This is a genomic window from Kitasatospora sp. NPDC022785, assembly GCF_055561295.1.
The window spans coordinates 225242-244550 of record NZ_JBVHHB010000011.1 but is presented as its reverse complement, the minus strand read 5'-3'; the positions used below and the strand labels follow the sequence as shown (position 1 = coordinate 244550).

The 19309-nt window shown below is 71.8% G+C and carries 15 protein-coding genes, 2 rRNA genes and 1 riboswitch; of the genes, 14 read left to right on the top strand and 3 right to left on the bottom strand.

Features of this window, described 5'->3' with window-relative positions; genetic code table 11:
* The 13 genes from ACZ3YO_RS20250 to ACZ3YO_RS20190 form a co-directional block, all read left to right on the top strand.
* Positions 1-93 (top strand): 23S ribosomal RNA (locus ACZ3YO_RS20250); the annotation flags it as partial.
* An 85-nt stretch (positions 94-178) separates the two neighbouring features.
* A 5S ribosomal RNA gene (gene rrf / locus ACZ3YO_RS20245) occupies positions 179-295 on the top strand.
* Positions 296-392: 97 nt separating this feature from the next.
* Positions 393-1013 carry a CDP-alcohol phosphatidyltransferase family protein gene (locus ACZ3YO_RS20240; RefSeq protein WP_465551718.1) on the top strand — a complete coding sequence of 207 codons (621 nt, stop codon included), beginning with the start codon at positions 393-395 and terminating at the stop codon, positions 1011-1013.
* A 123-nt stretch (positions 1014-1136) separates the two neighbouring features.
* Positions 1137-3632, top strand: coding sequence for a sugar phosphate nucleotidyltransferase (locus tag ACZ3YO_RS20235; RefSeq protein ID WP_396322592.1), 2496 nt, complete (start codon positions 1137-1139; stop codon positions 3630-3632).
* A 203-nt stretch (positions 3633-3835) separates the two neighbouring features.
* Positions 3836-4933, top strand: a complete 1098-nt coding sequence (locus ACZ3YO_RS20230; RefSeq protein ID WP_465570993.1) for a DUF881 domain-containing protein — start codon at positions 3836-3838, stop codon at positions 4931-4933.
* Positions 4930-5262: a small basic family protein gene (locus ACZ3YO_RS20225; RefSeq protein ID WP_030062488.1), complete on the top strand. Its 333-nt coding sequence runs from the start codon at positions 4930-4932 to the stop codon at positions 5260-5262. The genes ACZ3YO_RS20230 and ACZ3YO_RS20225 overlap by 4 nt, the downstream gene beginning before the upstream one ends.
* Positions 5263-5320: 58 nt before the next feature.
* The gene (locus ACZ3YO_RS20220) at positions 5321-6598 is read left to right on the top strand and encodes a DUF881 domain-containing protein (protein ID WP_465570990.1); all 1278 of its coding nucleotides are present in this window, start codon (positions 5321-5323) and stop codon (positions 6596-6598) included.
* 214 nt (positions 6599-6812) lie between these two features.
* Positions 6813-7697 (top strand): FHA domain-containing protein, encoded by an 885-nt coding sequence (locus tag ACZ3YO_RS20215; protein ID WP_396322590.1) that lies wholly within the window; start codon positions 6813-6815, stop codon positions 7695-7697.
* 104 nt (positions 7698-7801) lie between these two features.
* Entirely contained in the window at positions 7802-8572 is a 771-nt protein-coding gene (gene ftsR, locus ACZ3YO_RS20210) for a transcriptional regulator FtsR (RefSeq protein WP_396322603.1), read from the top strand.
* Positions 8573-8646: 74 nt separating this feature from the next.
* Positions 8647-9123 (top strand): bifunctional nuclease family protein, encoded by a 477-nt coding sequence (locus ACZ3YO_RS20205; protein ID WP_360185161.1) that lies wholly within the window; start codon positions 8647-8649, stop codon positions 9121-9123.
* A gap of 254 nt (positions 9124-9377) precedes the next feature.
* Complete coding sequence (locus ACZ3YO_RS20200) at positions 9378-10037, top strand: MerR family transcriptional regulator (protein WP_465570986.1); 660 nt, start codon at positions 9378-9380, stop codon at positions 10035-10037.
* A gap of 108 nt (positions 10038-10145) precedes the next feature.
* The gene (locus ACZ3YO_RS20195; RefSeq protein WP_465570983.1) at positions 10146-10877 is read left to right on the top strand and encodes a SanA/YdcF family protein; all 732 of its coding nucleotides are present in this window, start codon (positions 10146-10148) and stop codon (positions 10875-10877) included.
* A gap of 134 nt (positions 10878-11011) precedes the next feature.
* Positions 11012-12415 (top strand): DNA polymerase IV, encoded by a 1404-nt coding sequence (locus ACZ3YO_RS20190; RefSeq protein WP_465570981.1) that lies wholly within the window; start codon positions 11012-11014, stop codon positions 12413-12415.
* 142 nt (positions 12416-12557) lie between these two features.
* Here the strand turns inward: ACZ3YO_RS20190 and ACZ3YO_RS20185 are convergent, their stop codons facing one another.
* Positions 12558-14048, bottom strand: a complete 1491-nt coding sequence (locus ACZ3YO_RS20185; RefSeq protein ID WP_465570978.1) for an MFS transporter — start codon at positions 14046-14048, stop codon at positions 12558-12560.
* Between the two features lie 191 nt (positions 14049-14239).
* Positions 14240-15517, bottom strand: coding sequence for a PRC and DUF2382 domain-containing protein (locus ACZ3YO_RS20180; RefSeq protein ID WP_465570976.1), 1278 nt, complete (start codon positions 15515-15517; stop codon positions 14240-14242).
* 223 nt (positions 15518-15740) lie between these two features.
* A riboswitch (glycine riboswitch) is annotated at positions 15741-15844 on the top strand.
* A gap of 240 nt (positions 15845-16084) precedes the next feature.
* Here ACZ3YO_RS20180 and gcvP point away from each other — a divergent pair.
* Complete coding sequence (gene gcvP / locus ACZ3YO_RS20175) at positions 16085-18985, top strand: aminomethyl-transferring glycine dehydrogenase (protein WP_465570974.1); 2901 nt, start codon at positions 16085-16087, stop codon at positions 18983-18985.
* A 121-nt stretch (positions 18986-19106) separates the two neighbouring features.
* Here gcvP and ACZ3YO_RS20170 read toward each other — a convergent pair whose 3' ends face one another.
* Positions 19107-19298 (bottom strand): DUF5999 family protein, encoded by a 192-nt coding sequence (locus tag ACZ3YO_RS20170; protein WP_396322584.1) that lies wholly within the window; start codon positions 19296-19298, stop codon positions 19107-19109.
* Between the last annotated feature and the right edge of the window lie 11 nt (positions 19299-19309).

Sequence of the window (19309 nt, the reverse complement as noted above, 5' to 3'; positions counted from 1 at the left end):
GGCTCCCAGTAGACGACTGGGTTGATAGGCCGGATATGGAAGCCCTGTGAGGGGTGGAGTTGACCGGTACTAATAGGCCGAGGGCTTGTCCTCAGTTGCTCGCGTCCACTGTGTTGTTCTGAAACAACGACCCCCATGCCTGGTCACGGTATGGGTGCGGCCGACAGTTTCATAGTGTTTCGGTGGTCATAGCGTGAGGGAAACGCCCGGTTACATTCCGAACCCGGAAGCTAAGCCTCACAGCGCCGATGGTACTGCAGGGGGGACCCTGTGGGAGAGTAGGACGCCGCCGAACAATTCTTCGAGAGAAGCCCCCGCCGGGGAACCGGACGGGGGCTTTTCTGTTGTAAGGTCAACGTGCAAAGTCGTCATACGGTACAGGAGGCCCCCGGGTGGAGGTCCAGGAGACGCGGGTCCAGACCGATCGCGTCCTCACCATCCCCAACCTGCTGAGCATGGGCCGGCTGGTCGGTGTTCCGCTGTTCCTCTGGCTGATTCTCTGGCCGGTTTTCGGCGGGCCGAACAATGACGGCTGGGCGTTGCTGATCCTGATGCTGAGTGGCATCAGTGACTACCTGGACGGAAAGCTGGCCCGAAGGTGGGGACAGATCAGCCGGGTCGGCCAGCTGCTCGACCCGCTGGCGGACCGTCTCTATGTGCTGTCCACGCTGGTCGGTCTGACCTGGCGTGAGATCCTGCCGTGGTGGCTCACGGCGATCCTGCTGGCCCGTGAACTGTTTATCGCGGCGCTGCTTCCCATTCTCAACCGGCACGGCTACGGGCCGTTGCAGGTGAGTTTCCTGGGGAAGGCCGCGACGTTCAATCTGATGTACGCGTTTCCGCTTCTGCTGCTGGGCACCGGCGACAGTTGGATCGCACGGCCGGCCGAGGTCGTCAGCTGGGCCTTCATCTGGTGGGGGACCACGCTCTACTGGTGGGCCGCCATTCTTTACGCGGTGCAGGCGCGACAGATCGTCCGGGGCGTCTCGGCCTCCTCGGCGTCCACAGTCTGAGACGCGATCTGAGAGAAGTCCCACGGCGACACGGTGCGTCGGACGATATCTTCCGGGTAGAGAACCTCTGGAACGGTTTGATGGACCTGCAGGTCCACCACCGCGAAGGAGGACGCACCCGTAATGAAAGCCGTTGTAATGGCAGGGGGCGAAGGCACCCGACTCCGCCCGATGACCTCCAGTATGCCGAAGCCGCTGCTTCCCGTGGCCAACCGCCCGATCATGGAGCACGTGCTGCGGCTGCTGAAGCGGCACGGCCTCTCCGACACCGTCGTCACCGTGCAGTTCCTGGCCTCGCTGGTCAAGAACTACTTCGGTGACGGCGAAGAGTTGGGTATGCATCTGACATATGCGAACGAGGAGACGCCGCTGGGCACTGCGGGGAGTGTCAAGAACGCCGAGGACGCGCTCAAGGACGACTCCTTTCTGGTGATCTCCGGCGACGCGCTGACCGACTTCAACCTCTCGGAATTGATCGAGTTTCACCGTAGTAAGAACGCACTGGTCACCGTCTGTCTCACCCGAGTGCCGAATCCCCTGGAGTTCGGCATCACGATCACCGACGACGAGGGCCGCGTCGAGCGCTTCCTGGAGAAGCCGACCTGGGGGCAGGTCTTCTCCGACACGGTGAACACCGGGATCTACGTCATGGAACCCGAGGTCTTCGACTACGTGGCGGCGGGGGAGTCCGTCGACTGGTCGAGCGACGTGTTCCCGCAGTTGCTCAAGGAGGGCAAGCGGGTCTACGGGTACGTGGCCGAGGGCTACTGGGAGGACGTGGGCACCCACGAGAGCTATGGCAAGGCCCAGGCGGACGTCCTGGAGGGCAAGGTCGACGTCGAGCTCGACGGGTTCGAGATCTCTCCGGGCGTCTGGGTGGCCGAAGGGGCCGAGGTGGACCCGGAGGCGGTGCTCCGCGGGCCGCTGTACATCGGGGACTACGCCAAGGTCGAGGCCGGCGTGGAGATCCGTGAGCACACCGTGCTCGGCAGCAATGTCGTCGTGAAGCGCGGCGCCTTCCTGCACAGGGCGGTCATCCACGACAACGTCTACGTCGGGCCGCAGAGCAATCTGCGGGGGTGCGTGGTCGGGAAGAACACCGATGTGATGCGGGCCGCGCGGATCGAGGACGGAGCGGTGATCGGGGACGAGTGCCTGATCGGCGAGGAGTCGATCATCGCCGCCAACGTCCGGGTCTACCCGTTCAAGACCATCGAGGCCGGCGCGGTCGTCAACACCTCGGTGATCTGGGAGTCCCGCGGCCAGGAGCACCTCTTCGGGCTGCGCGGCGTCTCGGGCATCCTCAACGTCGAGATCACGCCCGAGCTGGCCGTGCGGCTGGCGGGCGCGTACGCGACCACGTTGAAGAAGGGGGCGACCGTCACCATCGCGCGTGACCACTCGCGTGGTGCGCGTGCGCTCAAGCGGGCGATGATCTCGGCGCTCCAGACCAGCGCGATCGACGTCCGCGACCTCGAGAACGTGCCGATGCCGGTGGCCCGGCAGCACACCGCGCGGGGGAGCGCCGGCGGGATCTTCCTGCGGACCACGCCCGGGGTGCCGGACTCGTTGGACATCCTCTTCTTCGACGAGCGCGGCGCCGACCTCTCGCAGGCCGGGCAGCGCAAGCTGGACCGCGTCTACGCGCGCCAGGAGTACCGGCGCGCTTTCCCGGGAGAGATCGGCGACCTGACCTTCCCGTCCAGCGTGTTCGACTCCTACGCGGGCAACCTGCTGCGGACCATCGACACCACGGGTGTCCGCGAGGCCGGGCTGAAGGTGGTCGTGGACACCGCGCACGGCAGTGCCGGGCTCGTTCTGCCGAGCATCCTCGGCCGGCTCGGGGTGGAGGCGCTCACCGTCTCCAGCGGGCTGGACGAGTCACGGCCGACCGAGGACGCCGAGGAGCGCCGGGCGGGGCTGGCCAGGCTGGGCGAGCTGGTGGCGTCCTCCCGGGCGGCCTTCGGCGTGCGCTTCGACCCGGTGGGCGAGCGGGTGGCCTTCGTGGACGAGCTGGGCCGGGTAATCGACGACGACCGGGCGCTGCTGGTGCTGCTCGACCTGGTCGCGGCCGAGCGCCGCAGCGGGCAGGTCGCGCTGCCGGTGACCACCACGCGGATCGCCGAGCAGGTGGCGGCGTACCACGGCACCCAGGTCATCTGGACCACGACCACGCCGGACGACCTGGCCAAGGCGGCCGCCACCGAGGGCACGGTGTTCGGCGGGGACGGGCGCGGCGGCTTCGTCGTCCCCGAGTTCAGCGGTGTGCTGGACGGTGCGGCGGCGTTCGTCCGGCTGGTCGGGCTGGTGGCCCGGACCCAGCTCACGCTGAGCCAGATCGACGCGCGCATCCCGCAGGCGCACATCCGGCGTCGGGACATCGCGACGCCGTGGGCGGCGAAGGGCATGGTCATGCGCTCGGTGGTGGAGGCGGCCGGCAACCGGCGGCTCGACACCACGGACGGCGTCCGGGTGGTCGAGGCGGACGGCCGGTGGACGCTGGTGCTGCCGGACCCGGCCGAGGCGGTCACCCACCTCTGGGCGGAGGGCCCGGACGACGAGGCGACCGAGGCGCTGCTGGACGAGTGGGCGGCGGTGGTCGACGGCGCCGGCCGGTGACCGCCGGGTGATCCCCGGCCGACTCCGGGAGGGCGGGGCGGTGCGGCACTCGCCGCCCCGCCCCGCTCGTCCGCGGATCTGCCTGACCCTCGATTGCCCGGTTGTCCGTTTTGGAGGCCTTGATGGTGATCCGTCGCTTCTGGTGAGTGCGCAGGTCAGGGGGAGTGCACAGGCCCCTCCGCCGACGTGGGACGATGGTCCGCATGCCAGCGACGCCGACGCCGAGTGCCAGCAACGGACGGTTCAACCGTCCGGACGCCTCGATGTCCTTGCTGACCAACGTGATGGACCACGGTCTGGACGAGGGCTACGCCGAGGCGGCCGCGGCGCGGGGCGGTGACCGCGACAGCCGGATACCCGGCACGGTCCGGGGCCTGCTGACGCTGGGCGCCGGGCTGGCCCTGGTGGGGGCGGTGGTGACGGTCGGCGCGGTGAACGCGCACAAGGCGGAGCCGACGCTCGCCAAGGAACGCGACGCGCTGATCCACCGGATCAACGACAGCAACGGGTCGGCGGACCGCCTGCAGAAGCAGGTGCAGGACCTGCGGCGGAAGGTCGACAGTACGCAGCAGCAGGCGCTGGCCCCGGGGGACGGCGACCCGGCCGCCCTGGCGGGCGCGGTCGGCCTGGCCGAGGTCACCGGCCCGGGGGTCAAGCTCGTCCTGGAGGACGCGGCCGGTACCGGCGCCGGCGGGAACGTCGATCCGCGCGCCGGGCAGGGGTTCTCCAACAGCGGCCGGCTGCGCGACCGGGACCTCCAGCTGGTGGTGAACGGGCTCTGGGAGTCCGGCGCCGAGGGCATCTCGATCAACGGGCAGCGGCTCACCGCACTCTCGGCGATCCGGGCCGCGGGCGAGGCGGTGCTGGTGGACAACCGGCCGCTCGTCCCGCCCTACAGCGTGCAGGCGCTCGGCGACGGCCCCAAGCTGGTCGGCGCCTTCGAGAACAACATGGCGGGCCAGTACCTGCGTCTGCTGCAGGAGAAGTACGGCATCAAGTCGACGCTGTCCGCGCAGAAGAAGCTGACGCTGCCCGCGGCGGTGGGCGTCACCCTGCGGACCGCCCAGCCCGCCACGCCGGAGCCCTCGCCGTCGGCGAGCCCGTCCGCCACCGGCCCGAGCGCCGCGGTGTCCGGCGGGTCGCCGAGCCCCTCCGCGAGCACGTCGCCGTCGGCCACGCCGACCCCGCAGAGCTCCGGGAAGCGCACGCCGAGCGGCTCCGCCAAGACCACCACAGCCCACTCGCCCACGGCGACCACGAGCGGGTCGTCCACCGCAGGGACAGGAGCAGCCAGACCGTGATTGCCGTACTTGGTCTCGTGATCGGGGTGGTCGTCGGACTCTTCGTCCAGCCCGAGGTGCCGGACGCCGTAGTGCCGTACCTTCCGATCGCGGTGGTGGCGGCGCTCGACGCCGTGTTCGGCGGTGTCCGGGCGATGCTGGACGGGATCTTCAACGACAAGGTGTTCATCGTCTCCTTCCTCTCCAACGTGGTGGTCGCGGCGCTGATCGTCTTCCTCGGGGACCAGCTGGGGGTCGGCTCGCAGCTGTCCACCGGTGTGGTCGTCGTCCTGGGTATCCGCATCTTCTCCAACGCCGCTGCGATCAGGCGCCATGTCTTCCGCGCCTGAGCCGGGCCGCGGTGAGGCGGCGGAGGAGAAGACCGGGGACGGAGCGGCGGGAGAAGGCGTGCGGGAGAACGGCGGCGCGGAGCGGGAGACGGCTCCGGCGGTGGAGAAGCCGCTGCGGAGGCCTGCGGAGGCTGCCGGGCCCGTCGAGGCCGCGGCGCCTGCCGAGCCCGTGAAGGCTGTGGAGCCCGCCGAGCCCGTGGAGGCTGTCGAGCCCGTGGAGCCTGCGGCGCCCGCCGAGCCCGTGGAGGCTGTGGAGCCTGCGGCGCCGGTGGAGCCTGCGGCGCCGGTGGAGGTTGTGGATCCGGTCGAACCGGCGAAGCCGGTGGAGCCGTTGAAGGAGAATGAGAAGGCGGAACCGGTCGAGGCGGCGCGTCCGCAGGCCGGGGAGGTCAGGAAGACCGAGGGGGCCGAGCGGAAGCCGGACGGGGAGCAGCAGAAGCCTCAGGCTGAGGTGGAGGAACCGGAGGTCGCGGCGGCGCCCGCCGAGGCAGCCGAGCCCGGACCACAGCCCGGGTCAGAGTCCGGACCGCAGGCCGGACCGCAGACCGGGGCGGAGTCGGAGGGGCCCGAGGCCGCCGAGCCGGCGCCCGCCCCGCGGGACGCCGACCGCGGTGCGGGCCGGCGCAGGCTGAAGGCGGCGCTCTGGCCGCCGCGGCTGTCGCGCGGCCAGCTGGTCGTGGCGCTGCTGCTGTTCTCGCTCGGCCTGGCGCTGGCGATCCAGGTCCGCTCGACCAACGACCACCACAGCCAGCTGCGCGGCGCACGCCAGGAGGATCTTGTCCGGATCCTCGACGAACTGGACGGCCGTCAGCAGCGTCTCCAACAGGAGAAGGCGGAGCTGGAGCAGTCCCTGGCCAAGTTGGAGAACAGTTCCAACCAGGCCAAGGAAGCCCAGGAACAGACCAGGAAGAAGGTGACGGAACTCGGTGTGCTCGCGGGAACCGTCAAAGCCACTGGTCCGGGCATCGTACTCACTGTCGATGATCCCCAAGGGCAGGTGAAGGCGGATATGCTGCTGGACACCCTGCAGGAACTCCGAGCGGCGGGGGCGGAGGCGATTCAGATCAACGATGTGCGCGTGGTGGTCAACACCTACTTCACGGACCTGTCCGGTGGCGGTGTGCAGATCGACGGCAAGAAGGTCTCGCAGCCCTATCGCTTCACCGTCGTGGGGAACCCGCAGGACCTCACACCCGCGCTGAACATCCCGGGAGGTGTGGTCCGTACCCTGGAGAGTCATCAGGCCAGGGCGACCATCTCCCAGCAGCAGAAGGTGGTCGTCGACGCCCTCGTCGATCTGAAGACGCCGCAGTACGCCAAGCCGGCTCCGAAGTGACGGGGCACCGGCCGAACGGCCCCTCACCTGCGGGCGGCCCCCGGTGCGGGGGGTCGTCGCCGCGTGGGCGAGACTGGTCCACACCAGCACATACCGGAGCACCACACGTCGGAGTACCACTCCAGCCGGCCCGGTCCGAGACCGGGCCCGCAGCCTGTCCGAGGTTCTCACCCTGCCCCGCGGGCGGGTCTGTCACACGCAAGGGGATTCGCCCGTGAGTTTCTTCTCGAAGTTGTTCGGTCGTAACAAGGGCCGTGACGCGGCCGCCGTCGAGGCACCCACCGCGCGTCACCGCCGGGCCGACGAAGAGCCCGCCGTGCCGGGCATGCGCCCTGCCCCCGAGGGGGTGGAGTACGCGGAGCGGCCTCTGTTCCGGGACGGCGCCAACCAGCAGTTCGCGGGGAATCCGGCGGGCTACGGCGCGTCGGTTGACCCCTCCGGCGCGCCGCGCATAGGTTTCCCGTCAGGACCCTCAACCTCTGGTGGAGGGTTTGCCCCGGATCCGTACGCCGGGCACAACCCGTCGGGTGTGCCGCGCCAGGAGGCTGTGAACATGGCTGGCCCCACTCCGTGCCCCAGGTGCGGCAACCAGAACCCGGCCGCGGCCCGCTTCTGTTCCAACTGCGGTACGGCGCTGCGCGGCGGTGCGTTGCCCGAGGGGGCGGCGGAGACCACGTCGACCATCTCGATCTCCGGCCTGGAGTCCTACGACCCCAACACCACGACCGGTACCGGCGCCACGCCGGCCCTGTCGGCCGAGGTGCTGGCGGCGATCGACGCGCTGCCGCCGGGCACGGCCCTGCTGATCGTCCAGCGCGGCCCCAACTCGGGCAGCCGGTTCCTGCTGGACTCGGACAAGACCACGGCCGGCCGTCACCCGCAGGGCGAGATCTTCCTGGACGACGTCACCGTCTCGCGCAAGCACGTGGAGTTCCGCCGGACGCCCGGCGGCGGCTTCACCGTGGCCGACGTGGGCAGCCTCAACGGCACGTACGTCAACCGGGAGCGGATCGACGAGGTGCCGCTGAACAACGGCGACGAGGTGCAGATCGGGAAGTACCGGCTGGTGTTCTTCGCCAGCCACCACCGGGGGTACTGAAACCAACGTCGGCAGGAGCCCGAGTGAGTACGAATACCCCTTCATCTCTCGGGGCGGCCACCCCCGTGTCGTCCGGTCCGCAGACGGACCAGGGCACGCGGGGAGTGGTCGCGGCCCCCAGGCAGCCGGTCCGTCCGGACCGGCCTGCCGGGGGCGGCCGACGGCGCGGCGGCGACGAGCTGCTGAGCATCGGCGCGGTGCTGGCCTTCCTGCGGGACGACTTCCCCGAAGTCACCATCTCGAAGATCAGGTTCCTGGAGGCGGAGGGCCTGGTCGAGCCGCAGCGCACGCCCTCGGGGTACCGCAAGTTCAGCCCGGCCGACGTCGAGCGGCTGGCCTACGTGCTGCGGATGCAGCGTGACCACTATCTTCCGTTGCGGGTGATCCGCGAGCACCTGGACGCCATCGAGCGCGGTGAGAGCCCGCCCGCGCTGCCCGCCGCCGACGCCCGGCCCGGGCCGCTGGAGGAGGCGGACCGCGAGCTGGTGGCCGGCGCCGAGAGCCCGGCCGGGGTCCGGCTGGGCCGGGCCGAGCTGCTGGCGGCCGCCGAGGCCGGCGAGCGGCAGCTGGCCGAGTGGGAGTCCTACGGGCTGGTCGCGGCGGGGCCGGACGGCGGCTACGACGGCGAGGCGCTGCAGGTCGCCCGGCTCGTGGCGGAGCTGGGCCGGTACGGGCTGGAGCCGCGCCACCTGCGCGCCATGAAGGCGGCCGCCGACCGCGAGATCGCGCTCGTCGAGCAGGTGGTGGCGCCGCTGCGGCGGCACCGGAACCCGCAGACCAGGGCGCACGCCGAGGCCACCGCCAGGGAGCTCGCCACGCTCTCCGTCCGGCTGCACGCGGCCATGGTCCAGGCCGGTCTGCGGACCCGTGCCTGACCGGCCGACCCCGCTGACCAGCGCGGTCGGCTCTGCGCTTTCATATCCGGGTCAAGGGCCATAGGGTTGCCTGTGTGAATGAGCTCGACGTCGTGGGTGTCCGGGTGGAGATGCCTTCCAACCAGCCGATCGTGCTGCTCCGGGAGGTCGGGGGCGACCGTTACCTGCCGATCTGGATCGGCCCCGGCGAGGCGACCGCGATCGCCTTCGCCCAGCAGGGCATGACTCCGGTGCGCCCGCTGACCCACGACCTCTTCAAGGACGTCCTGGAGGCGCTCGGGCAGCAGCTCACCGAGGTGCGGATCACCGACCTGCGGGAGGGCGTCTTCTACGCCGAGCTGGTGTTCGCCGGCGGGGTCGAGGTGAGCGCCCGGCCGTCCGACGCGATAGCGCTGGCGCTGCGCACCGGTACGCCGATCTACGGGAGCGAGGAGGTGCTCGCCGAGGCGGGCATCGCGATCCCGGACGAGCAGGAGGACGAGGTCGAGAAGTTCCGCGAGTTCCTCGACCAGGTCTCGCCCGAGGACTTCGGCGGCGGCACGCCGCAGTAGCCGGCCGCCTGCGGCGTGTCGCCCCGGGGCCGCGTGCGGCGTTGTGCCGTGTACGTTCGGCCGTTTTGCCAAAAGGCGTCTACCTACCCACACTAGGGGCACGAAAAACCACTCTCCTGAGTGACGTGGTTTGTCCCGCCCGGCGTGGCGATCGTTGACGGGCCATAGGGGACTGCCTACCGTCAGGGGTGGCTGCCCGGGTGCCTGTCGCCCGCAGTCTGGGTTGCCCGCAGCATGAGTGGACGGAGGTAGGCATGACCGGCACCGGCGATGAAGCGGCCGTGGGAGGCCTGTGCGCCGTGCACATGCCGCGCACCGCCCGCAGCGTGACCGACCTGTCCCGGACGGAGCTGCCCCGGCTGAGCCGGTTCCCGGCCGTACAGCCCGGTCAGCCCGCCATCGAGCGGCTCGCGCCCACCTCTGAGCTGATCGGCTACCGCGGCCCGACGGCCTGTGCGGCGGCCGGGATCACCTACCGCCAGCTGGACTACTGGGCCCGGACGGGGCTGCTGGAGCCCAGTGTCCGCTCGGTCTACCCGGCGAGCAGCCACCGGCTGTACAGCTTCCGCGACATCCTGCTGCTGAAGATCGTGAAGCGGCTGCTGGACGCCGGCGTCTCGCTCCAGAACATCCGGGTGGCGGTCGCCCATCTGCAGTCGCCCGAGGTCGCCGACCTGGCCGGGCTGACGCTGATGTGCGACGGCGCCACGGTGTACGAGTGCACCACGCCGCAGCAGGTGGTCGACCTGCTGAAGGGCGGTCAGGGCGTCTTCGGCATCGCCGTCGGCGCGGTCTGGAAGGAACTGGAGCTGGCTCTCGGGCGGCTGCACGCCGAGCGGACCGACACCGGTGAGACGGTGGTCGGGCACGACCCGGGCGACGAGCTGGCGCAGCGCCGCAACCGCGCGGTCTGACAGGCGTACTGACGAGGCCGCGGGCCCGGACGGGGAACCGTCCGGGCCCGCGGCCTCGTCGTGCCTGGTGAACCGATCAAGCCTGGTGAGCGACTCAAGGGGGAGCACGTGCGGTTCGGCTCCGGAATACCCGGCCTGCTGCGGCGGCGGGCACGGCGGCTCGGCGTCCGGCTGGGACGGCGGCGCACGCAGCGCCGGATCTTCCAACTCGTCACCGCGGTCTGCGCGCTGGCACTGGCGCCGAGTGCCTGGCTGTGGATCTCGGCGGACGACCGGGTCGGTACGGTGGCGAGCGCGCCGAAGGCACCGGTGGCGGTGGTGTTCGGCGCGGGCCTGTCCGAGGGCAAGCCGTCGCCGTACCTGGCGCACCGGCTGGACGCGGCGGTCGACCTGTACCGGGAGCAGAAGGTCCAGGCGGTCCTGGTCACCGGCGACAACGGGCGGGACAGCTACGACGAGACCGACGCCATGCGGCAGTACCTGATCGAGCACGGGGTGCCGCAGGTACGGGTGGTGGGCGACTACGCGGGCTTCGACACCTGGGACTCCTGCACCCGGGCGCACCGGATCTTCGGGGTGGACCGGGCGGTGCTGGTCAGCCAGGACTTCCATGTCCGGCGGGCGCTGGCGCTCTGTGAGGCGGCCGGCATCGACGCGTACGCGGTCGGGGTGCCGGAGGTGCACGACGCCACCTGGCTGTACGGCGGGCTGCGGGAGATCCCGGGGGCGGGCAAGGCCGCGCTGAACGCCTGGCTGCGGCCGGACCCGCTGTTCCTCGGGCCCAAGGAGGAGGGCATCCCGCGGGCGCTGGCCGATGCGGGGGCGGCGCAGCAGCGGTAGGCCCTGTCGGGGGCGGGACGTCACCGGGGCGGGACGTCACCGGGGCGGGACTTTCGCCGGGGCGGGACCTCGCCGGGTGCGGGGAGGCGGCCGGGTTCGGCCGGACTGTCGTACCGGTGCGGCATGATCGGCAGGTGCGGTCACTGCCGAGCATCATCCACCTCGACATGGACGCCTTCTTCGCCGCGGTGGAGCAGGCGGCCAAGCCGAGCCTGCGCGGAAAGCCGGTGATCGTCGGCGGTCTGGGCGGGCGCGGGGTGGTCTCCACGGCCTCGTACGAGGCGCGGAAGTTCGGCGTGCACTCGGCGATGCCGATGGCGCAGGCGCGCCGGCTCTGCCCGAACGCGGCGTTCCTGTCCGGGCGCTTCGAGGCCTACCGGCAGGTGAGCGAGCTGGTGATGGGCCTGCTGCGGGAGCTGTCGCCGCTGGTCCAGCCGCTCAGCCTGGACGAGGCGTTCGTCGACCTGGAGGCCGGTCCGTACGGTCCGGCGCTGGCGGCGGCCGACCACGGGACGGGGGAGCGGCTGGTGCTGGCCCTCGCAGAGGACCTGCGGGCCGACATCCACCGGCGGACCGGGCTGACAGCCTCGGTCGGGGCGGCCGGGTCCAAGCTGATGGCCAAGATCGCCTCCGAGCAGGCCAAGCCGGACGGGCTGGTGCTGATCGAGCCCGGCCAGGAGCGCGCGGTGCTCGGGCCGATGCCGGTGCGCGCGCTGCCCGGCATCGGCCCGGCCACCGAACAGGTGCTGCGGCGCGCCGGGCTGAACACGGTGGCCGACCTCGCCGAGGCGGGGGAGGCGGAGCTGGTGCAGCTGCTGGGGAAGGCGCACGGCGCCGGCGTCCACCAGATGTCGACAGGGGTGGACGACCGGCCGGTCGTCGCCGACCAGGACGCCAAGTCGGTGTCGGTGGAGGACACCTTCGAGGTGGACCTCGCGGACCGGGACCGCGTGCTGCGCGAGGTCGACGTCCTGGCCGCGCGGTGCGTGCGGCGGCTCCGCGCGGCCGGCCGGTCGGGGCGGACGGTGGTGTTGAAGGTGCGGCGGTTCGACTTCTCCACGCTGACCCGTTCGGAGACGCTGCGCGGCCCGACGGACGACGAGGCGGTGATCACCGAGACGGCCCGGCGGCTGGCGTCGCAGGTGGACATCACCGGCGGGGTGCGGCTGCTCGGCGTCGGGGTCTCGCAGCTTGCCGACTACACCCAGGAGGACCTGTTCGCGCAGGCCGTCCGGGAGGAGGCCGCCGAGCACGAGGTGGGGGACGGCGAGGAGGAGGACGAGCCGGAGCCGGCCGGGCCCGCGGTGCGGCACTGGATGCCGGGGCAGGACGTGCGGCACGGCGAGTTCGGGCCCGGGTGGGTGCAGGGCAGCGGGGTCGGGCGGGTGACGGTGCGGTTCGAGACGCCGTGGAGCGGGCCGGGCCGAGTGCGGACGTTCGCGGTGGACGACCCGGCGCTGGAGCCCGCGCGTGCGCTGCCGTTGCGGGGCCGCGAGGGCGGGGGCGCAGACGGGGACGGGGGCCGGGGGGAGGGCTGAGCGCACGAAACGGCCCCACCCGGCAGGGGAACCGGGTGGGGCCGTGTGAAGTGCCGGCCTCGGATGGTCGCGATGCCCTCGTCGACCGTTCGGGGACCGGTCCCCCGCGCCCTGTCCCTGGGCGCGGGGGGTGGACGCCTCGTCAGGCGTCGGTCTTGGCCAGCGCGGGGCTGGAGTTCAGGTCCGCGACCTCGTTGCCGGCGGCGACGGTGGCGGCCGGCTTGACGGAGCGGATCAGGAACGGGACGGCGCCGGCGATCGCGCAGACCACCGCGGCGGTCCAGAACGCGTGCTTGTAGGCGTCCAGGGTGGGCAGCGAGACCGGGATCGGCAGCTTCATGGTGTCGCCGGTCAGGATGGCGGCCATCACGGCGGTGCCGATCGCGCCACCGACGGTACGCAGCACGGCGTTCATGCCGTTGGCGATGCCGCTCTGCTCGACCGGGACGGCGCCGTTGATGTAGGCGGGCATCGCCGAGAAGGCGAGGCCGATGCCCAGACCGAAGATCGCCGAAGCGGTGTAGATGTCGGCCTCGTGGCTGTGGCGCGCGGCCAGGTAGGCCATCGCGATCGCGCCGAGCACGCCACCGAGGACCAGCGGCAGCCGCGGGCCGCGGCGGGCGATGAGCAGGGCGCCCAGCGGGGCGGCGACCATCGAGCCGATGGCGGACGGCAGCAGCATGACGCCGGCGTGCAGCACGGTGGCGGTGAAGCCGTAGTGCGTGAACTTCTCCGGGGTCTGGGCGAAGTTGCTGATCACCATGAACGAGCCGTACATGCCGAAGCCGATCAGCAGGCCGGCCAGGTTGGTGAAGGCGACGGCCGGGCGGGACATCATCTTCATGTCCACCAGCGGGTGCTTCACCTTGACTTCGATGACGCCCCAGATCAGGGCGACGACCGCGGCGACGGCGAACAGGCCGAGGGTCTTGGTCGAGGTCCAGCCCCAGTTGTTGCCCTGGCTGACCGCGACCAGCAGGGCGGAGAGCCAGCCGGCCAGGGTGATGGCACCGAGCGGGTCGGCGCCGCCCTCCTTGTCGGTGACCGGGTCACTGGGAACGCGCAGGGCGACCAGGGCGACCGCGATCAGGCCGAAGACCAGACCCATCCAGAAGATCGACTTGTAGCTCCAGTGCTCCAGCAGGAGACCGGTCGCCACCAGGCCTAGGCCGGAGCCGACGCCCATCGAGGCGCTGATGGCGGCGACGCCGCCGGTCACCTTCTGCTTCGGCAGCTCGTCGCGGACGATGCTGATCGCCAGCGGCAGCACGCCACCGCCGGCGCCCTGCAGGACACGGGCGACGACCAGCCAGGTGAAGGAGTGGGTGCTGACCGCCAGCGCGGAGCCGGCCACCAGGCCGGTCAGCGAGATCAGCAGCATCGGCTTGCGGCCGCGCAGGTCGCCGAAGCGGCCCAGCAGGGGGGTCAGCACGGCGGCGGAGAGCAGGTTGGCCGTCATCAGCCAGGTGATGCTGGAGCCGGAGACGCTGAGCTCCTTGGCCAGCGAGGGCAGGATCGGGACGACCGCGGTCTGCACCACGCTGAACGACAGCATCGCCAGGATGAGGGCCGGCAGGACCCGGGCGCTGCTCTGCTTCTCGGCCGCGGTGGTGGGCTGTGGTGCCTCACTCACGGTTGCTTCCTCCCGTACATAGTGAATGAACTGAAATAACCATGCAGGGAGATACTTCAGTGTGTCAAATATCGATCGGTGAAGCTTTGGCAAAGTCGAAGGACCGCGGCCCCGAAGGCCGGGGTCGCGGGGTGGAGAACCCGAAGGACCCCGGGCCGTGGCGGGCCCGGAGTCCTCGGTGAACTGCTCCGTCAGGCGAGGGGCCTGAGGGGGGCCGGGCGGGACGGCTCGTCGGCCGGTGCGGGGGTGTGGGCGTGGGTGGGCGGCGTTGCGGGGGGCGGGGCCGGGGTCGAGGCCGAGGCGGTGTTGTCGTGGACCTCGACGTGCTCGCGGCGCAGCTCGTCGCGGATCACCTCCTCGGTGGTGTACCGCTCGACCACCAGGCGCACCCGCTCGATCGGGGCCACGTACTTGCGGACCACCGGGCGCTCCTCGCGCAGCGTGACCTCCTCCACCGCCTCGGCGATGTCCTTCTCGCTCAGCGAGGCCCGCTCCGCCTCGCCGACCGGCATCCGCTCCACCCGCACGCGCTCGCGGACCACCGGGACGCGGCGCTCGACCGGCTCGCTGGTCACGTACTTGCGCAGCTTCGCGGTCCCGAGGACGTGCCACTCGGTGGTGATGTCCAGGCGCTCCTCGCGGCAGGTGATCTCCACCGGGCCGCTGGGCGCGGACGAGGCCGGCCCGGAGGTGGAGGCGCCCGGGGCGGACGTGGACGACGTCGGCGCGGACGAGGCCGGCGCGGACGTGGACCTGGCCGGGGCGGCAGGGGCGACCGGGCCGGTGGTGGCCGGCGCGGCCTGGGGGCGCGACTCGGGGGTGACCGGCGCCGTGGGGGCGGCGGGTGCGGAGGTGCTGAGGGTCCGCACGTTGGCCTCCGTGGCGGGTTCGGACGGCTTGCCGAGGTCGGCTGCCGGGGTGCTGTGGGGGGAGGCGGCCGGGGTGTCGGCCGAGTGGAAGGCGAGCGGCTTCGCGACGGGCGCGGCCGGTCCGGCGTTCGGGGCCGCCGGGGTGTCCGCGGGCGCCGGCGCCGTGTGCGTGGCCGCGGCCACCACGGTGCCGGCGGCCGCCCTCGGGGCCGCTGCCGGGACGGAGCCGAAGTCGTGGTCGGCCGGATCGGAGCCGGAGCCGTCGCCCGCCGACGGGCGTCCGTCCACCGGGGTATCCAGTCCGTAGTAGCGGTACAGCTGGAGCTCCTGGGCCGGCGACAGGTGCTGGCCGACGCCGAAGTCCGGCGACTCCTTCACCAGTGACTTGTCGTACGGCACCCGCAGCTCGTCGCCGGAGAACTCGCTCGTGGTCAGGGGGACGAAGGCGTCCCGGCCGAAGATGCCGGTCCGGACGGCCGCCCATTCGGGCTGTCCGGTGGCGTCGTCCAGGTACACCTCGTCGACCGTCCCGATCTTGTCTCCGTTGCGGTCGACCGCCTTGTGGCCGATGAGGTCCCGGGGGTCGATATCGGTCTGCACTCTTTCCTCCAGTGCGCTGCGCCTGCGGAACTCCCGAAGGCCGACGGCCGGGCCGCCCGTTCCATCCGCCACTTCACACCAAAAGCCATGAACCGGACGCCCGCGACCGGGGCAGGGCCGGACGGGCCCGGTGCTGCGCCGTCCGGGTCACGGGGCCGTCCCGGGATCGACCCGACGCACCCGTGATCGAAGGGCCTCCCGCTGGTACCCTGGGCGCGACCGCCGAGCCCGCTCGGGAGAGTCCCCGACAGCGAAAACCACTGGTCGGGGCGCCGAAGGAGCAACTCCTCCCCGGAATCTCTCAGGCATCCGTACCGTGTGGGATAGGTCACTCTGGAAAGCAGGGCAGGACTACCGGCGAGGGAGCCGGTGGCCACCACCCTCACCGACGGTGCAAGCCGGCGGCGCGCCCACGGCGTGCCGCGCGGGCGAAGCTCTCAGGTCCCGATGACAGAGGGGGAGGCCTGTTGGGTCCGCCCGTCCAGGCCCTTCCGCTGTTGTCCGCAGCGGCGGAGCCGTACGGCGTGCGTACCCCCGCCGGTCCGTGACCAGGAGGCCTCGACCACCATGAACGCCCAGCCGAACGAGGGACGCCCCACCGGCGCCCCGACCCTCACCGAGCTTGAGCTGGCCAGTCCCTTCGAGAACCGCCACATCGGCCCCGACGCCGCCGCGCAGGAGAAGATGCTGGCCCAGGTCGGCTACGGCTCGCTGGACGAGCTCGCCGCCACCGCCGTGCCCGAGGCGATCCGCTCCATCACCGGCCTGGACCTGCCCGCCGGCCGCAGCGAGGCGCAGGTCCTCGCAGAGCTGCGCGAGCTGGCAGGACGCAACCAGGTGCTCCAGCCGATGATCGGCCTGGGCTACTACGGCACCTTCACCCCGCCGGTGATCCTGCGCAACGTCCTGGAGAACCCGGCCTGGTACACCGCGTACACGCCGTACCAGCCGGAGATCTCGCAGGGCCGCCTGGAGGCGCTGCTCAACTTCCAGACCCTGGTCTCCGACCTGACCGGCCTGGCCACCTCCGGCTCCTCGCTGCTGGACGAGGGCACCGCGGCCGCCGAGGCGATGGCGCTGGCCCGCCGCGTCACCAAGGTCAAGGGCGGTGTCTTCCTGGTCGACGCCGAGACCCTGCCGCAGACCATCGCGGTGATCGAGACCCGTGCCGAGCCGACCGGTGTCGAGGTCGTCGTCGCCGACCTCTCCGCGGGCATCCCCGCCGAGATCGCCGAGCGCGGCGTCTTCGGTGTGCTGCTGCAGTACCCGGGCGCCACCGGTGTGGTCCGCGACCTCGCCCCCGTCATCGAGCAGGCCCACGGCCTCGGCGCGGTCGTCGCCGTCGCCGCCGACCTGCTGGCGCTCACCCTGCTGAAGTCCCCGGGCTCGCTCGGCGCCGACATCGCCTGCGGCACCTCGCAGCGCTTCGGTGTGCCGATGGGCTTCGGCGGCCCGCACGCCGGCTACCTCTCGGTGCGTGCCGAGTACGCCCGCTCGCTGCCCGGCCGCCTGGTCGGCGTCTCCGTCGACGCCGACGGCACCCGCGCCTACCGCCTGGCGCTGCAGACCCGTGAGCAGCACATCCGCCGCGAGAAGGCCACCAGCAACATCTGCACCGCCCAGGTGCTGCTCGCCGTGATGGCCTCGATGTACGCCGTCTACCACGGCCCGGACGGCCTGGCCGACATCGCCCGCCGCACCCACCGCTACGCCGCCGCCCTCGCCGAGGGCCTGCGGGCCGGCGGCGTCGAGCTGCTCCACGGCGAGTTCTTCGACACCGTCACCGCCGTCGTCCCCGGCCGCGCCGCCGCGGTCGCCGAGGCCGCGCGCGCCCACGGCATCAACGTCCACCAGGACGGCGAGGACCGGATCTCGGTCTCCACCGACGAGACCACCACCCGCGAGCACCTGGCGGGCGTCTGGGCCGCGTTCGGCGTCGAGGGCGTGGAGGCCGCCGAGAGCGCCGACGCGCTGCCGGCCGCGCTGCTGCGCGAGGACGAGTACCTGACCCACCCGGTCTTCCACAGCCACCGCTCCGAGACCGCCATGCTGCGCTACCTGCGCCGCCTGTCGGACCGCGACTACGCGCTGGACCGTGGCATGATCCCGCTGGGCTCCTGCACCATGAAGCTCAACGCGACCACCGAGATGGAGCCGGTGACCTGGCCCGAGTTCGGCCAGCTGCACCCGTTCGCGCCGATCGAGCAGGCGCAGGGCTTCCTGACCCTGATCCGCCAGCTGGAGCAGCAGCTGGTCGAGGTGACCGGGTACGACGCCGTCTCGATCCAGCCGAACGCCGGCTCCCAGGGCGAGCTGGCCGGCCTGCTGGCCGTCCGCGCGTACCACCACGCCAACGGCGACACGCAGCGTGACGTCTGCCTGATCCCGTCCTCCGCGCACGGCACCAACGCGGCCTCCGCCGTGATGGCCGGCATGCGCGTGGTCGTGGTGAAGACCCTGGTCGACGGCGACGTCGACGTGGACGACCTGAAGGCCAAGATCGAGCAGCACCGCGACCAGCTCGCCGTGCTGATGGTCACCTACCCGTCCACCCACGGCGTGTACGAGACCGAGATCACCGACATCTGCGCGGCCGTGCACGAGGCCGGCGGCCAGGTGTACGTGGACGGCGCCAACCTGAACGCCCTGGTCGGCCTGGCCAAGCCGGGCAAGTTCGGCGCGGACGTCTCGCACCTGAACCTGCACAAGACCTTCTGCATCCCGCACGGCGGCGGCGGCCCGGGCGTCGGCCCGGTCGCGGTCCGCGCGCACCTCGCGCCGTACCTGCCGAACCACCCGCTCCAGGCGGAGGCCGGCCCGGCCACCGGCGTCGGCCCGATCTCGGCCGCGCCATGGGGCTCGGCGGCCATCCTGCCGATCTCCTGGGCGTACGTCCGGCTGATGGGCGGCGAGGGCCTCAAGCGCGCCACCCAGGTGGCGGTGCTGAACGCCAACTACATCGCCAAGCGCCTGGCCCCGCACTTCCCGGTGCTCTACACCGGCCCCGGCGGCCTGGTCGCGCACGAGTGCATCATCGACCTGCGCCCGCTCACCAAGGAGACGGGCGTGACGGTGGACGACATCGCCAAGCGCCTGATCGACTACGGGTTCCACGCGCCGACGATGTCCTTCCCGGTGGCCGGCACCCTGATGATCGAGCCGACCGAGTCCGAGGACCTGCACGAGATCGACCGGTTCTGCGACGCGATGATCGAGATCCGCGCCGAGATCGACAAGGTCGGCTCGGGCGAGTGGGCGGCCGAGGACAACCCGCTGCGTAACGCCCCGCACACCGCCGCCACGCTGGCCGGCGACTGGGCGCACGGCTACTCGCGGCAGGAGGCGGTCTTCCCGGCGGGTGTGAACCCGGCGGACAAGTACTGGCCCCCGGTCAGTCGCATCGACGGCGCGTACGGCGACCGCAACCTGGTCTGCTCCTGCCCGCCGCTGGACGAGTACGGCAACTGAGCGATCCGAGCTACGGCAGGGCCCCGGTGCGGAAGTCCCCCAGCCTTCGGCTGGGAGGTGCTCCATCACCGGGGCCCTGCCCGTTCCTCGACTTCTGTCGGCGGCTGCCCCCGCCTGCGGGTCAGGCCGCGTGGGCGACGGGGCGGCGCGGGGCGATCACCCGGCCGTCGGGCAGCAGTTCGCCGGTGTCCTCGAAGAGCAGGACGCCGTTGCAGAGCAGGCTCCAACCCTGCTCCGGGTGGCAGGCCACCGGTACGGCCGCCTCGCGGTCCTCGGACTCGGCCGTCGGGCATTCAGGACGGTGCTGGCACATACGTACCCTCG